15 protein-coding genes are annotated in these 15,101 nt (G+C 38.1%); 9 read left to right on the plus strand and 6 right to left on the minus strand.

Going from position 1 to position 15,101, the window contains the following annotated elements; genetic code table 11:
- Positions 1-24 precede the first annotated feature (24 nt).
- From tatA to tatC, 3 genes are read left to right on the plus strand one after another with little or no spacing between them, the layout of a single operon-like run.
- Positions 25-243, plus strand: a complete 219-nt coding sequence (tatA, locus tag FHR28_RS12575) for a Sec-independent protein translocase subunit TatA (protein WP_004721526.1) — start codon at positions 25-27, stop codon at positions 241-243.
- Between the two features lie 17 nt (positions 244-260).
- Positions 261-743 carry a Sec-independent protein translocase protein TatB gene (gene tatB / locus FHR28_RS12580; protein ID WP_166782724.1) on the plus strand — a complete coding sequence of 161 codons (483 nt, stop codon included), beginning with the start codon at positions 261-263 and terminating at the stop codon, positions 741-743.
- Entirely contained in the window at positions 740-1,525 is a 786-nt protein-coding gene (tatC, locus tag FHR28_RS12585; protein ID WP_166782725.1) for a twin-arginine translocase subunit TatC, read from the plus strand. The genes tatB and tatC overlap by 4 nt, the downstream gene beginning before the upstream one ends.
- A 118-nt stretch (positions 1,526-1,643) precedes the next feature.
- Here the strand turns inward: tatC and FHR28_RS12590 are convergent, their stop codons facing one another.
- The 3 genes from FHR28_RS12590 to FHR28_RS12600 form a co-directional block, all read right to left on the minus strand.
- Positions 1,644-2,759, minus strand: coding sequence for an NAD(P)-dependent alcohol dehydrogenase (locus FHR28_RS12590; RefSeq protein ID WP_166782726.1), 1,116 nt, complete (start codon positions 2,757-2,759; stop codon positions 1,644-1,646).
- 33 nt (positions 2,760-2,792) lie between these two features.
- Positions 2,793-4,247 carry a benzaldehyde dehydrogenase gene (locus FHR28_RS12595; protein ID WP_166782727.1) on the minus strand — a complete coding sequence of 485 codons (1,455 nt, stop codon included), beginning with the start codon at positions 4,245-4,247 and terminating at the stop codon, positions 2,793-2,795.
- A gap of 95 nt (positions 4,248-4,342) precedes the next feature.
- The gene (locus tag FHR28_RS12600; protein WP_166782810.1) at positions 4,343-5,224 is read right to left on the minus strand and encodes a transporter; all 882 of its coding nucleotides are present in this window, start codon (positions 5,222-5,224) and stop codon (positions 4,343-4,345) included.
- A 637-nt stretch (positions 5,225-5,861) separates the two neighbouring features.
- Here FHR28_RS12600 and FHR28_RS12605 point away from each other — a divergent pair.
- The 3 genes from FHR28_RS12605 to FHR28_RS12615 are packed head-to-tail and all read left to right on the plus strand — an operon-like array spanning position 5,862 to position 7,436.
- Positions 5,862-6,176 (plus strand): hypothetical protein, encoded by a 315-nt coding sequence (locus FHR28_RS12605; RefSeq protein WP_166782728.1) that lies wholly within the window; start codon positions 5,862-5,864, stop codon positions 6,174-6,176.
- A complete protein-coding gene (locus FHR28_RS12610; protein WP_166782729.1) occupies positions 6,169-6,687 on the plus strand; it encodes a PAAR domain-containing protein in 519 nt (172 codons plus the stop codon). Before FHR28_RS12605 ends, FHR28_RS12610 begins: the two co-directional genes overlap by 8 nt.
- Positions 6,681-7,436, plus strand: a complete 756-nt coding sequence (locus FHR28_RS12615) for a hypothetical protein (RefSeq protein WP_166782730.1) — start codon at positions 6,681-6,683, stop codon at positions 7,434-7,436. Before FHR28_RS12610 ends, FHR28_RS12615 begins: the two co-directional genes overlap by 7 nt.
- 835 nt (positions 7,437-8,271) lie before the next feature.
- Here FHR28_RS12615 and FHR28_RS12620 read toward each other — a convergent pair.
- The 3 genes from FHR28_RS12620 to FHR28_RS12630 form a co-directional block, all read right to left on the minus strand.
- Complete coding sequence (locus tag FHR28_RS12620) at positions 8,272-10,068, minus strand: sigma-54-dependent Fis family transcriptional regulator (protein WP_166782731.1); 1,797 nt, start codon at positions 10,066-10,068, stop codon at positions 8,272-8,274.
- Positions 10,069-10,652: 584 nt separating this feature from the next.
- Positions 10,653-11,345, minus strand: coding sequence for an LrgB family protein (locus FHR28_RS12625; RefSeq protein ID WP_166782732.1), 693 nt, complete (start codon positions 11,343-11,345; stop codon positions 10,653-10,655).
- Positions 11,342-11,734 (minus strand): CidA/LrgA family protein, encoded by a 393-nt coding sequence (locus FHR28_RS12630; RefSeq protein WP_081409330.1) that lies wholly within the window; start codon positions 11,732-11,734, stop codon positions 11,342-11,344. Before FHR28_RS12630 ends, FHR28_RS12625 begins: the two co-directional genes overlap by 4 nt.
- 344 nt (positions 11,735-12,078) lie before the next feature.
- Here FHR28_RS12630 and FHR28_RS12635 point away from each other — a divergent pair, with 344 nt between their 5' ends.
- Genes FHR28_RS12635 through FHR28_RS12645 form a run of 3 tightly spaced genes read left to right on the plus strand, consistent with a single transcriptional unit; the run spans position 12,079 to position 14,670 of the window.
- A complete protein-coding gene (locus FHR28_RS12635) occupies positions 12,079-13,536 on the plus strand; it encodes a cytochrome ubiquinol oxidase subunit I (protein ID WP_056513011.1) in 1,458 nt (485 codons plus the stop codon).
- Complete coding sequence (gene cydB, locus FHR28_RS12640) at positions 13,529-14,533, plus strand: cytochrome d ubiquinol oxidase subunit II (protein WP_034617970.1); 1,005 nt, start codon at positions 13,529-13,531, stop codon at positions 14,531-14,533. Before FHR28_RS12635 ends, cydB begins: the two co-directional genes overlap by 8 nt.
- A gap of 14 nt (positions 14,534-14,547) precedes the next feature.
- Positions 14,548-14,670 carry a DUF2474 family protein gene (locus tag FHR28_RS12645; protein WP_004721553.1) on the plus strand — a complete coding sequence of 41 codons (123 nt, stop codon included), beginning with the start codon at positions 14,548-14,550 and terminating at the stop codon, positions 14,668-14,670.
- Positions 14,671-15,101 lie beyond the last annotated feature (431 nt).

Genomic DNA, 15,101 nt, shown 5'->3' on the forward strand with positions numbered 1-15,101 from the left:
ACAGGAATAACAAGGGAGAACACTATGGCTGGTTTATCAATTTGGCATGTGATCATTTTTGCAATTGTGGTTATTTTATTATTCGGGACATCTAAGCTTAAAAATATTGGTAAAGATGTTGGCGGCGCAGTCAAAGACTTTAAAAAATCAATGCGTGAGGAAGAAAACATCGCATTAAAAGAGACCAACACACTTGAACATGAGGAGACCAAGAAACCATCCGACTCAACCATTAACAGCTAAGTTTAGGGATGATATAGATGTTTAATGTTGGAATGTCTGAACTTTTTGTGTTTGGCATTATCGCTCTTCTGGTACTTGGGCCAGAAAAACTGCCAGAAGCCGCTCGTTTCGCGGGGAAATGGTATGCCAAACTCATGCATTTTGTGAACAATGCCAAACAAGATATTGACCGTGAACTCGGGTTATCCGAACTACGTGAGCAAGTCCAACAAGAAATGCAGCGTATGGCCGAGCTTGAACAAAAAATGCAATCCCAACTTGCTGAACTTCGGCAGCAAACAGAGGCAAGCGACGCTAAACAACAGCTACAAAGCAGCGCTACTGAAAAAACAGTAAAGTTTAACAGTTTGATTTATCGTGACTTATTGAATAATAAAGCCTATTACTCAGTATTTACACCCTATTATTTGCAAAACTATTTACAGCATCAACAAGCATCTGATGATCATCAGACAGAGCCTAAAGCCTCATCTCCGGTAAAATTAAAGGTGATCGCATGAATACACAGCTCCCTCAATCTTCATCACCCGCTGTGATTGCAAAAGACCTACCGTCTGAAGAACTACAGCAAATGCCACTGATTGAACATTTGGTGGCGCTTCGTCAACATTTGTTTAAAACGGTAGGGGTTCTATTCGCACTATTTTTTTGTTTATTGCCTTTTGCCAATCGAACGTATCAACTACTCTCAGAACCGTTAAGAGCTCAGCTTCCTGCCAATTCATCCATGATCGCAACAGATGTTACTGCAACATTTATGGCACCATTTAAGCTTAACTTTTTTGTGGCGATTCTGCTGGCAATGCCTTTTATTATTTATCAGCTCTGGAGCTTTATTAAACCCGCACTTTATGAAAAAGAAAGATCACTGGCACTTCCCTTGTTGTTAGGTAGCATCCTATTATTTTACGCAGGGATTGCCTTTGCTTACTTTATTGTACTGCCTTCTATTCTGCACTTTTTCATTAGCGTCTCTCCCGAAACCGTCGCACCCATGACCGATATCAATAGTTATCTCAGCTTTTGTTTAAAGTTATTTTTGGTGTTTGGGGTAACTTTTGAAATTCCAATGATCACACTTTTATTGATTTTAATTGGTGTGGTTAGCACTCAGAGTTTAATTGCAAAACGCCGCTTTATTATAGTGGGCTGTTTTTTTATCGCTATGTTTGTAACACCACCTGATGCAATTTCCATGATTATGCTTGCGATCCCAATGTTGTTATTGTTTGAGCTGGGTTTATTATTTGGAAAATTACTGGAAAAGCGAAGAAAGCGCTAAACTCATCCAACTAGCTTAAAACACTAAACCTAAAATCTAAAACTAAACCCAAAATTTAAACTTAAAAAACTTATAATCAAAGAAATGGCATGCTCATCAATGAGCATGCCATACAAGATTATGCAATTTTAATAATCGGTTTGAGTGTAATACCCTTGTGACTATCTATCGCAGCTTGATTGATTTCATCAAATGCATAGAATTTTACAAGTTGGTCAAAGGGAAATTTCCCTTGTTGATATAAGCGGACTAACTCAGGGATAAATTTCTTGGGCGAACCACTCCCCTCAACGACACCTAAAATCGTTTTCCCACCCAATAACAGATCATTTACATCAAATTGTGCAGTTGTGCCTAATTGAGGTGCACCTACCACGGCGATTTTGCCTAAAATACCCAGCGCATCAACACCTTGTTTTAATATCTCAGGTCGCCCAGTAGATTCCAATGCAAAGTTGACTCCACCATCAGTAATCTCTTTAATCGCAGCCACAGGATCTTGAGTTTTACTATTGATCACATGAGTTGCACCCAATTGTTTTGCCAATTCCAAACGTGATTCAACAATATCAACAGCGATAATGATCGAAGCGCCACACACTTTTGCCGCAAGTAAAGCACTCAGACCAACAGCGCCAGCACCCCAAGTCACAAAACTACTGGCAGGTGTCACTTTTAAAGCATTTATACATGCGCCAGCACCTGTTTGAATACCACAACCTAATGGTCCTAATAGTTCAATTGGTACGTCTTTGGTCACTTTAACCGTGTTATTTTCACGACTTAAAGCATAGGTTGCAAAGGAGGATTGGGCAAAAAAATGATCATTAACCACGCCATGATCATGGGTACAAAGTGCATGTTGTCCTTCTGAATCTGCCCCACTAAAATTTCGTCCAAAAAACTCTGAACAATAGGCAGGATTACCAGTATTACATTGGGTACATTTCCCACAATAACCATAGCTTAAAACCACATGATCGCCGACTTGAAGCTCGGTTACGTTAGGGCCAATCGCCTCAATAATTCCTGACCCTTCATGTCCAAGGACGGCAGGCAGCGGTACCGGATAATATTGATCACGTACAATCAAATCGGTGTGGCACATTCCTGTAGCAACCACTTTTACCAATACTTCATCACCTTGCGGCTGACGTATTTTTAAAGCTTGCAGCTCAAAGTCAGCACCTTTACATGGGGTCACTGCGGCAATAATATCTTTTAATTCACTCATGGTATAACGTCCTGTCATGATTTATTTAATTGTTTAAAAAGGATAATGTGGCGCTTGAGCCTGTACTGTAATCCATTGCCACTGGGTAAATTCATCGGCATTGGCAGGGCCGCCAATACGCGTACCATTACCTGATGAACCAAAACCACCAAATGGATTGACCGTTTCATCATTTACGGTCTGATCGTTGATATGTAGCAAGCCCACTTTGAGCTGCGCACCGAGTTGCATACCGCGTCCCACATTGGAGGTAATAATGCCTGCTGAAAGCCCATAATCGCCGTCATTGGCTAATTCAATGGCCTGTTCATCTGAGCTAAACGGGATCAATACCGCAACAGGACCAAAAATCTCTTCACTAAAAATCGAATTGTTTGCAGTCACATCTGTCAGTACAGTCGGTTGAAAAAATACCCCATCGGCATGCCCGCCGATTTCCAAAGTTGCGCCTTCATTAACCGCAGCACTGACCAATTGTTCTACACGTTGCGCTTGTTTGGCATTGATCAATGGCCCAATGGTGACATTCTTGTCACAAGGATTCCCTACCACAAAATTCTGCACTTTTTCAATGACACGCTGTTTGACCTGTTGATAAATTTTTTGGTGAATCAAAATCTTGCCAGAAGTCATACAAATCTGCCCAGAATGTAAAAATGCACCCCATGCAATATTTTCTGCTGCTAACTCAATATCCGCATCATCCAAAATAATCAGTGAGTTTTTCCCACCCAGTTCTAGAGAAACTTTCTTTAAGGTCTTTGCCGCATTCGCCCCAACAATCCGTCCAACTTGGGTTGATCCCGTAAATTGGATACTGGCAATATTTTGATCCAAAGTCAGTGCTTCACCAACTTCTACCCCACCTGGCAATACATGCAGCAGCCCCTTTGGTAATCCTGCAAGTTCAAAAATCCGTGCAATCACATAGCCACTGCACACTGCTGTACGCTCATCAGGTTTTAACACCACCGCATTACCAAAGGCCAAAGCAGGTGCCACAGCACGTAAAGCTAAGTACAGTGGAAAGTTAAATGGAGAAATGACCCCAACAACACCTAAGGGCAAGCGTTTCGCTATACTTAGTTTGCCATTTTGCGTAGGTAATAATGTGCCCTGTTCAGTTGCAGGTGAAGCAATACAATGTTTAAGCACTTGAATCGCAATACTCACTTCAAAGCCTGCTTTCAGTTGTAATGAGCCACTTTCCTTAACCAGCCACTCAATCACTTCCGCTTGATTTTCTGTCAGTAAAGCAGCAGCTCGCTCAAACACTGCCTGACGCTCTTGATAATTTAAAGCCCACCACTGTTGTTGAGCGGCTTTGGCTTGTTGTGCAGCACTCACCACATCAGCGGCAGTGGCATAACCGATTTCACCAAGCACTTGACCTGTTGCTACCTCAATCACACTGTAGGTGTCTTGGGCTGACTGCCATGAACCGTTAAATAATTTTTTATCCCAAAGCTCTTTTGTGAATATAGACATGATGACCTCTTCAAAATTTATTTAGACAATTGCTTTACTGTTCCAACTGCATCCTTGTAAAAATGACGCAATCAATGTGTTACACCTGCTTTAAATTAAAAAATGTAAAACACACGAAAATTCAGACCGTAATCTTTCTTAAATCCGCTTTCTGTTCGTGTGTCTGAAAGCAACTGTGCACTTAATTGAGTTTTTGCATTCAGCATTTGCTGAAACTCCAATCGCGCTTGTTGCTTTTCCATGTTCTGATCCAGTTTGATTCCATCCAGCTGTTGTTCACCCCCATAATTTGCGGCATAACCGAAGGCGATTCTCTGTTTAGAATTCAAGTCGTAACGTAAGTTAAATTGAGTTTGATAGCTGGTCGCTTGTGAAAGTGTTTGATCACCCTTTCCTGCTTCATCGTTGTCTCCATACCAAATCACATCTTGATAAAGTTCAAAAGCAAACTTGCCATATAGCGGCTGTACCCATGCCAGTTGAAGATCATACTTAAATCGATTTTCGCCTAAATTCACCGCATCATTTCGATCATAATGCCCAACTGGCAAATAAATAAATGGGGTAAATGCCAGATAACGACCCGATGAACCTTGTTCAGGTTGATTAATCAACCAAAATGCAGAAGCAATCACTGGATCTGCAAAACCTGAGGCATTGTTTAAATCAGTATCGCCAATTTGCGTATGCCGTACTGTTCCAAACGGTAAAATTATTTGAGGTGTTGCACGTAACCCAGCGATGTCGATGTAATGAATAAAGCGCGCGATACCGATATCCGATTTAGATTCAGCTCTGGTTTTTTCACCATTTTGATAATAACCCTCCATTTGACTATGTTGATAATAGAACACACCTGCATTGGTGCCTTTTGGCAACGCTGTATAATCCCCCACGTTTACGTCAATCGCATGGCTATACTGTACAAACATGCCACTCAACATAAGAAGCAGGCTATTTTTATTGCTAAAACACATCATCTCTTCCCTTTAGTTTCAAGCATCCTTTTCACTGCTCATTGCACTTGTTTAAATTTTTAATCAAAAATCAATCGATTTATCCATGACGAATCGACCATCTACACTTGATAAATCGTTTGATAGATTTGTTTTAATCAAATATGAGCCATAGAATATTTGCAGTTAGCGTGCCAATATTTTTATAATTAATAATCATAGACTTAAGATAAAGTTACATTCCCAGCGTCCAATAAATGGACAGCATTGAGAATACACTGTCCAATCAATGGACAATCACTGAGGGCATAAAAATATGGATGGGGGGTTAGCGATGTTGACGAGTAGATGAAATATTCTCTAAACAATTAAATATGGCGTTTGTTGAACTGGTCGTGAACGATAAAGCGAAATTATGTTAATAAGACAAAAATTAAAATATAAGTTATTAAAAAACACATATGACTAATTCTTAAATTTACTATTTAAATAAATCGTACGATCAGAACATGAAAGCTATAACAAAGGCTGCCATGAATTTGAGTAAATAAATTTAAATTATTAAACATAATTAACAATTAAATTAAATTTGTCTTAATAGTTGGTTTTATGTTTTAATCTCTATGTTCTTCATTCAATAACAATAATTGGACTAAGTATGACGAAACCTAAATTTTTACATGAATTACCAATTGAACAGTTAAAACAGATTTCTCAACAAGACATAAAGCAAACAATAAAAGCAGAACAGCTTTATTTTCGGCATAGGCCGAAAAAGATCTATTACCTTGCGGTAAATGGAGCTAAAAGCAAAAATGGTGGATTAGTTAAAGCGAGTGCGTTAGTAGGAAGCTTCTTAGAGAATGGTGATGAGATTGTCGATAGCCCTAACAACACTGTAGCTATAAATATCTTTATCGGTGATAAGGCCCCTGAAGGCTTTTTGTACAAAAAAGGTGTTAATCATGGCTAAAGGTTTTGCAATTCATAACTCTATGACAAATCATGGAGGAATCATCCAAGCAACACAACAACGAACATCCCAAATGGGAAACCTATTTCTACGTGCTGGAGATGGTCACTTTTGCCCTAAGTGCAAATGTTGGTCTGAAATTGTTAAAAGCCATGATCATATTATTATGGATGGCAAAGCTGTTGCTTATGTTGATGACTTATTGACTTGTGGAGCTAAAATTTTACCTAAACAAGATCATGTTGTTGGAACAAGTCAAGGGGAAAACTATAGTAAGAATACAAACTCATCAAGCTTTTTAGCTCAAGGCTTAACTCTATATTCAGGTCAATATCAGTTAGTAAATAATTCAAATAATCAACCCTATAGCAATGTAAAATACATTGTTACCTATACTGATGGTCGTACTATTGAAGGTGTCACTGATGAAAATGGCATGACAGAAAAACTAGAATTTACAGAAAAAGCAGAAGATATTGAAATTAAACTTTTTGAGGCTGATTCATGGTAGATCAACATCAGACTACAACAACCAAAATTGCAAAAGTAGAAATTGTAAAATTAAAATCACCTACCCGCCTCGTCCTATACGGTGGTGCCCGATCTCTTGGAGATAATGGGGCTTTTTTTCATGCCTCTAAAAATGTGATTGCTGATTATAAAAATGATCTACCTCTGAAATCTTATTTTATTTCAAATGGAATGAGGCAGTTTATTGATCTAATAAATGTTCAACCTGAAAATTCCATTCAATCTTTAGACGTTTTTAGCCATGGTTCTGATCTAGGTCTTTATAGTGTGATTAGTGCTTCTTTAAAAAAATCAATGACATTTGAATATTCTCAGTCAAATAATTTATCATCTAATTTATATAGAAATAGATCAACAAAATTGGATCAATATGAATTTTTTGGTGGAGCTAATTGGAGAAATTCATTCATTATTTCAGACATTAATTTTAAAGTTTTTACAAATGAATCAAAAATAGAAATACATGATTGTAATAGTGCATTTGATGGAGAGCTAGACACTCTTAGCTCTTTAATATCAGTTGCTTTATTCAAAGCTGGTAAAAAAAGAAGTGTTGTTATTGGGCATGCGGATTTTGCTAGTCCAAATAGAGGGGGGACAAAGGATATGTCTAAACAAGATTATCGACATGAGACACGAATAATTTATAATAATGGTAAAGTCATTGCTAAAACACGCAGAGAAGGTCGTCTTTCAGCCGAATTTATAAAAAAAGCTTTAGGAGGGTGAAGTCGTGGAAAATTATGAATACTGGGTTAACGTTTATTCTGCTGTTTTTTCAATATTAATTATATCTTTAAGCTTAAATTCTATTATTTTTATAAAAGATAAAATTAATAAAGTACTCTCTTTTTTTGTCTTTACTGGTCTATATTCTTTAATTTTAAGCTACTTTTTTGGAAAAGCATTTATTGGTTACACTCAACAAGAATTGCTTTTTAAATTCATTTTTGAAGGTTATAGGGCTCATATCTTTCATGGAAATATATACCTATTAATAACTTTAGTCCTTTTAATTCTTTTAATTCTAAGACTATTAATTAATAGAAAAAACCTACATCGACAAGTAAAGGATAGAGCGTCTTGAATTTTTCAGGCTCTCTTTCAGCTGAATTTAGAAAAAAAGCTTTAGTATGGTGAAGTCGTGGAAAATTATGAATACTGGATTAACGTTTATTCTGCTGTTTTTTCAATATTAATTATATCTTTTAGCTTAAATTCTATTATTTTTATAAAAGATAAAATTAATAAAGTACTCTCTTTTTTTGTCTTTACTGGTCTATATTCTTTAATTTTAAGCTACTTTTTTGAAAAATCTTCAATTGGTTATACACAACAAGAACTTTTACCAACGTTTATTTATAAAGGATATAATTCTCATATATTCCAAGGGAATACATATTTGTTAATAACTTTAGTCCTTTTCATTCTATTAATTATAAGACTATTAATTAATAGAAAAACCCACATGGACAAGTAAAGGATTGATCATCTTGAATTTTTCAGGCTCTCTTTCAGCTGAATTTATAAAAAATGAACTAAAGGGCTGAATAGAAAATTACAATTAATTGCCAATATATTTATAAATCGTTGTTCTTGAGATATTTAAGCGCTTCGCTGTCCTTGCGATATTGCCATTTTCTTCTTGTAACACCTGCACAATCATTTGCTTGGTCAAGCTATTTAAGTTTTTATTTTCATCTAATATCAGTTGCTTACTTTGCTGCTGAATCGCTAAATCAGCTTCAGGTAAATATAAATGATTTAAAATTTCACTGTCTTTAAATGCTGCGGATAGCTTCACTACATGAATTAATTCACGAATATTTCCTTCCCATGCGTGCCTATTAAATTGTTGTTCTACATGGCTCGACCATTGCGCTATACCAAATTGATCCAGAACGTGATGTAAAATAACCTGTTTATCTTGACGTAAGCGTAAGGGTTGTAAATGTACCTGAAAACCGCAAATACGATAATATAAATCACGGCGGAATGACTGCTGTTGTATTTTACTTTTTAAATCCTGATGTGTTGCACATAACAGTTTAAATGCTGACTTGATTGGTTTACGTCCTCCGACCCGATAGAACTGCTGATCTTGTAACACTCTTAAAATTTTCACTTGTAAATGTAAAGGCAAATCACCAATCTCGTCGAGAAAGAGTATGCCCTGATCTGCCAGTTCAATTAAGCCTTTTTCGCCTTGCCGTTTAGCACCTGTAAAAGCGCCGCCTTCATAACCAAATAATTCTGCTTCAAGCAAATGATCTGGTATTGCACCGCAATTAATCGAAATAAAAGGTAAATCTACATCGAGCTTCTGATGTAACTGCTGAGCAAAATGATCCTTACCTGTGCCGGTTTCTCCGGTAATCAATACAGGAATATCGGCTTTTAATGCTTTCAGCGCCTGATCAAGCAAATGCTGTGTCATGATTTTGCTTGTTTTATTCTGCAACTGCCCATTCACACTACGTAGCTGGGCATAAAAAAATGCATGGTCAAAACTTTGAATTAAAAAACAATCACTCGAATTTAATGGATTCAAATGCTCAGTGAGTAAAAAATGATCCATTGGTTGCTGCAACAATTGCTCAATAGAACAATTTAGCAGTTTCAACGCCATTTGGTTGGCTTTGAGGATTTTTCCTGATTGATCCAGTACGATCATGCCCGTATAGGCATTGTCCAGCAAATCTTTAGAATGTTGAAAATAAAGGACCCGTTGTTCAGATTGTAGCGCTGCCTGAATAATCTTATTTTCCAAAATATAACTTTGGTAAAGTAAGTGGCGCAACCAATTGCTCGCCAAAAGCCCTTGTGGTGAAGTGATATCTAAAGCACCGAGTACATCACCACAGCCATTGAATATCGGAACCGATGCACATGAATAATTTGAAAATTCATCCAGATAATGTTGATGCCCTGTCATGATCATAGGCTGTTTAGACATCACACTACATGTCGGTGCAATCGCACCAAACACAGAGGGCTCAATAATACGACCCGTGCATAAATAATGATATTGGTCATCTAAATCAGGATTGTGACGTTCAGCAATAATTTTAAGCTGATGATTAATTAAGAAAACGATAACATCCTGTTGCCCAAATAAGCGCCAGACATCATTTAATACACCTTCAGCCAATGCGGCTAATTTTATATCGCCCTGTGAAAGGTCAGCGACAGGAAACTCGTCTAAGTCAGTGATTTTGGAGAAAGGACTTAAGCCCGAATTTTTTGCACTTTCCCAAAGCTGTAAAATAGGTGAATCTCGTTGCACAATCTCTGGCAGTTCTCCAGTATTGTAAAAGTTATATTTAATATTTTGCCAAGAAAATTCAGATAACCCATCCATAAGCCTATTCCAAATCCAGCAGTTGCTTTCGATCATCCCTTTGATGATCCCAATATAAAATCACCCTCTCTAGAATATGACAAGGGCTAAATACAATTAAATATGTAGCACAAAATCTGCATCATCACAAAATCCTATACGGAGGTTTAAAATAAATATTCATGTAAATCAATTATATTACACATTGCATACTGTCTTTAAATGCAGTCTAGACTTCATTCTTAAATGTTATTTTTCAATCTAAATAAAATGAAATCAAACAATATGTTTGGGGTCTGTTGAAAATTCGCCTATGTTTGCGACTATGTGTGTTTTTTAGACGATACTAGACGCGAAATACGAAATTTAGCCATTCTAAATGATGAGAAACATCGTTTCGCAAGGTAACAACGTAGCGGCAAAAAACACGCTAGTCCCCCGCTGCGCCTTGCGCTGCAAACAAAGCAGTGCTTTGTTCTTGCTCAGGGTTGTAGCTAAAATTATCTCAGCCTTCGTTATGAAACTCGAAAATAGTCTCGCTATTCTCTTCGTTTCATGCCTTGCCTGCTCAATTTTAGCCGACAACGCAAGCCATTTATGAAATATCAACAGCCCCTCATCAATGAAATCATAAAGGGTGCAAATAACACCATGATGATTCCTGAAATAATCATGGATAGACTAGCAATCACTCCTTCTAACTCATGACGTTGTCTTGCTCGCGCAATCCCCATCGCATGAGCGGCATTTCCTAGAGCGGCGCCTTGTGCAATACGGTTTTTATAGCGCATCCATAACAGTAAAAAATCACCAAATAACATCCCCACTAAGCCTGTTATGACCGTAAACAAGGGAATTAAACTGATTGAGCCGCCAATTTTTTCAGTCAATTCCAAGGCAAATGGAATAGAAATCGAACGTGCCAAAAGACTATTTTTCAAAATTTCGTCGAAATTGAACATACTTGCCAATAGCCAACTACTTAAGATCCCCACCAGCATAGACACACTAGAACTGACGATTAAAACGAAAAAATATTGTTTGATGATCGCTCTATAACGAAATACAGGAATCGCAAATGCCACTGTAATTGGTCCTAACATGGCAACCAAATATTGGGTATATTGGTAATAGTCTTGAAAGCGATGCTGAAATATAAAGATCAAAATAATACTGAGACTCGGCACCACAATAATCGGAGAAAAATATATTTTCTGGGTAAAAACAAATAAGCGCTTTGCCAAGAAGTAACACAGTACCGTCCAAAGCAAGTAAAAAATTCCCCACAACTCCGTCATTCCATATCATCCTGTTGCAAGAATATTTTCACCATCAACACAGAGCTTGCCATCACCAAAGCGGTACTGAGTAAAATCACCAGAAATATTTTCCAACCACTGATCAAAAGTAATTGCTGATACTGAATCACACCGACCACTGGTGGAATAAAAAACAGCAACAGCTCACCCAACAGAATATCGGCACCTAGACTCACCTTTTCCAAGTTAAGCCATTGCATTTGCAATAAAATCAGCAATATAAAAAAACCTAAAACACCTGATGCAATGGGTAAATTCAACAGTTTTTGCAACATATATGCAAAACCCCAAATCGCTATAATCAAGCTGATTTGGTAGCTCGCGCGCTTAATCGTGGTTAACTCAGATATTGTATAAAACACTGTCATTTACATCCGTATATTCATCATGACTCAAGCTAAATTTAACGGTACATACCTTTTTTCAACTTAAAATTGAGTGATATATCCATAGTTTGTAGTGCATTAAAGAAAAAAAATAGCTACAAAAGCAGCCGATAAAAATATAACAGTTTAGCCATGTTTTAAAAATCTGTTATATTTTTTCTCCTCATTTTCTGTACCTACATCCCAACTAGATTATCGTGCAACATCATAATAATTATTTCTAAGTAGGTAGTTTTTATGGAACGATCTATGGTTTTTTCCAAACTTAATCATGACGGTCATGGGCCTATAGTGGTCCAATGCCTCAAGCAACGATGGGGCATGCAATGAGTCTCGGATTAACTGCACTAGAACTGGCAAGAATTCAGTTCGCTTTCACTGTGTCTTTTCACATTATTTTCCCTGCAACCTCTATTGGTTTAGCCTGTTTCCTTGCACTGCTGGAATGGAAGTGGTTGCGGACACAAAACCCTGTTTACAAAGACCTATTCAAATACTGGATTAAGATTTTTGCTGTTGCATTTGCTATGGGTGTTGTTTCAGGCATTGTCATGGCCTACCAGTTTGGTACCAACTGGAGTGAGTTCTCGCGTATCTCAGGGAGTGTGACGGGGCCATTGCTCACCTATGAGGTTTTAAGCGCATTTTTCTTAGAAGCAGGCTTCTTAGGAATCATGCTTTTTGGTTGGGGCCGAGTCACCGCAAAGGCACATTTTTTTGCCACACTTATGGTCGCCATTGGAACCTGTATTTCAATGTTCTGGATTTTGTCCTCCAACAGTTGGATGCAAACACCACAAGGCTTTGCAATAGAAAATGGCATCATTGTTCCGACAGACTGGTGGGCAATTGTATTTAACCCATCGTTCCCCTATCGCTTTGCACATATGGCAACAGCTGCATTTTTAGTGTCTTCATTATTGGTTGTGGGCACAGCTGGCTGGCATCTGCTTAAAGGTCGTCGTGATGAATTAATTAAAAAATCATTCTCTATGGGTTTATGGATGGTGCTGGTAACCTCTTGTTTACAAGTGGTTATTGGCGACAACCATGGTTTAAATACCTTAAAACACCAACCAGCGAAATTGGCAGCAATTGAAGGACACTGGGAGACCAACCGTGACCATGCGATGCCACTTCTGCTGTTTGCGACACCAAACATGCAACAAGAAAAAAATACAACTGAATTCGGTATTCCCTATTTAGGCAGTTTGATTCTAACCCACTCCTTAGATGGCGAAGTCACTGGATTAAAGGACTTTGCAGCTGAAGATCGTCCAAATGTAGCCATCGTTTTCTGGAGCTTCCGTGTCATGGTGGGTCTTGGCATGTTAATGGTATTGCTGTCTTTAACAGCCTTATGGTTACGCAAAAAGAATCGACTCTATGAGTCTACATGGTTTCATAAATTTGCCATTGTGATGGGCCCAACGGGTTATATCGCTTTACTCGCAGGTTGGGTTACAACAGAAGTAGGAAGACAGCCTTGGGTGGTTTATGGCGTATTACGTACCAAAGATGCGTTATCGCATACCGTAACAGCAGACCAAGTGGGACTCAGTCTGATCATTTTTGTACTGGTGTATACCGTTGTATTTGGTGCAGGGATTTATTATATGTTCAGACTCATGAAATCTGGACCTGAGTTTTTAACTCATTTAGATCCTGAAATAACAGGTTTAGGGCATTTTAAAACCCCATTACGTCCCCTCAGTGCTGTGGATGATCCAATCGATGGACAACAAGCGCCGCTAGATCAAAATAAGGAGAAACATCATGATTGATCTCGCTTTAATATGGGTCGGCATTATCGGTTTAGGTGTACTGATTTATGTAGTGATGGATGGCTTTGATTTAGGCATTGGAATTCTCTTTCCATTTATTCCAGACCGACAAGAACGTGATGTCATGATGAATACGGTCGCCCCTGTCTGGGATGGTAACGAAACATGGATGGTGCTTGGCGGCGCGGGATTATTTGCAGCCTTTCCGCTGGTCTATTCTACGGTACTCTCTGCTTTATACCTTCCCATTATATTTATGGTGGTCGCATTGATTTTCCGTGGTGTTGCCTTCGAGTTCCGCTTTAAAGCAACTCGAACCAAATACTTATGGGATCAAGCCTTTATTTGGGGATCGATCTTATCTAGCTTTTTCCAAGGGGTTATCCTTGGTGCATATATCCAAGGTATTCAAACCACTGCAGGTATTTATAGTGGCGGTGTATGGGATTGGTTTACCCCTTTTTCACTTTTCACTGGTTTAGGTGTTGTTGTCATGTATGCCACTTTAGGTTGTGGCTGGTTGATTTTAAAAACGGAAGCGCGTTTACAAGACATCATGTATACGCTGATGCCAAAGCTGTTAATTACGTTAATGATTATTTTTGCTGCCGTCAGTATCTATACCCCGATCACACATCCTGAAATTGCCCAGCGCTGGTTTGCATTACCAAACCTTATCTATTTCAGCCCTGTGCCTATTTTAGTTGTACTCTTTTCTGGTTTAATTTTACATGCTTGTAAGCAACGACATGAGATTAAACCTTTTGTTTATACGCTGGCATTGGTTTTTCTGGCATTTACTGGATTTGTAATTAGTTTATGGCCCAATATCATTCCACCTTCAGTTTCAATTTGGCAAGCCGCTGCACCAGAATCAAGTCTTAAATTTACCTTGGTCGGCGCGGCAATTCTGATCCCAATTATTATCGCTTATACCTTCTTGTCTTACTGGGTTTTCCGAGACAAAGTCCGTATTGGTGATGAAGGCTACCATTGATCAAGGAGTTTTAGATGAACAAATACATCAAACAACTCAACCCTGCAACATGGTTTATTTTGTTGTGGTGTTTCGGTTTTGCAGCATTGGCTCTAATTGCGGGGTTGTTTAGATTAATGCTTAGTTTTGCCTATTAGGCATATACCTGTTGATGATCTGACTAACGAAGAAAGGATAAGCATTTAACTATGCTTATCCTTATTTATAGCCAAACCACCTAATTATTTATACAACTGACTTTGCATCAAGTCATTGATCAGAAATGAAGCTTAAGTATTAGTATAAACTTTTAGAAACTGCTGGTTATCAATTCGCTTTTTGTGCTTTTGAATCATAGATAGTTATCCTACCGTGGGGCGACAAGGATGTCGCCGTTGAGCGGGGGTATAGGATGTACCCCTCGCTCAATATGAGCAAAAACAAAGCACTGCTTTGTTTGCAGCGCAAGGTTTGGCAACCCCTTCGAAAAGGGAGGTATCGCCTACGCAAAGATATTTAAACTTTGAATGTAAGGTGTGGCATTGCAAGCTTTTTAGAATCAAACAATTTATTTTCTCCATACAATTGA

This window comes from Acinetobacter sp. BIGb0196, assembly GCF_011759595.1.
GTDB lineage: Bacteria > Pseudomonadota > Gammaproteobacteria > Pseudomonadales > Moraxellaceae > Acinetobacter > Acinetobacter guillouiae.

Coding starts and splice junctions, on each gene's coding strand:
- tatA (WP_004721526.1), top strand. CDS start 25: ATGGCTGGTTTATCAATTTGGCATGTGATCATTTTTGCAATTGTGGTT.
- tatB (WP_166782724.1), top strand. CDS start 261: ATGTTTAATGTTGGAATGTCTGAACTTTTTGTGTTTGGCATTATCGCT.
- tatC (WP_166782725.1), top strand. CDS start 740: ATGAATACACAGCTCCCTCAATCTTCATCACCCGCTGTGATTGCAAAA.
- FHR28_RS12590 (WP_166782726.1), bottom strand. CDS start 2,759: ATGAGTGAATTAAAAGATATTATTGCCGCAGTGACCCCATGTAAAGGT.
- FHR28_RS12595 (WP_166782727.1), bottom strand. CDS start 4,247: ATGTCTATATTCACAAAAGAGCTTTGGGATAAAAAATTATTTAACGGT.
- FHR28_RS12600 (WP_166782810.1), bottom strand. CDS start 5,224: ATGTGTTTTAGCAATAAAAATAGCCTGCTTCTTATGTTGAGTGGCATG.
- FHR28_RS12605 (WP_166782728.1), top strand. CDS start 5,862: ATGACGAAACCTAAATTTTTACATGAATTACCAATTGAACAGTTAAAA.
- FHR28_RS12610 (WP_166782729.1), top strand. CDS start 6,169: ATGGCTAAAGGTTTTGCAATTCATAACTCTATGACAAATCATGGAGGA.
- FHR28_RS12615 (WP_166782730.1), top strand. CDS start 6,681: ATGGTAGATCAACATCAGACTACAACAACCAAAATTGCAAAAGTAGAA.
- FHR28_RS12620 (WP_166782731.1), bottom strand. CDS start 10,068: ATGGATGGGTTATCTGAATTTTCTTGGCAAAATATTAAATATAACTTT.
- FHR28_RS12625 (WP_166782732.1), bottom strand. CDS start 11,345: ATGACGGAGTTGTGGGGAATTTTTTACTTGCTTTGGACGGTACTGTGT.
- FHR28_RS12630 (WP_081409330.1), bottom strand. CDS start 11,734: ATGACAGTGTTTTATACAATATCTGAGTTAACCACGATTAAGCGCGCG.
- FHR28_RS12635 (WP_056513011.1), top strand. CDS start 12,079: ATGAGTCTCGGATTAACTGCACTAGAACTGGCAAGAATTCAGTTCGCT.
- cydB (WP_034617970.1), top strand. CDS start 13,529: ATGATTGATCTCGCTTTAATATGGGTCGGCATTATCGGTTTAGGTGTA.
- FHR28_RS12645 (WP_004721553.1), top strand. CDS start 14,548: ATGAACAAATACATCAAACAACTCAACCCTGCAACATGGTTTATTTTG.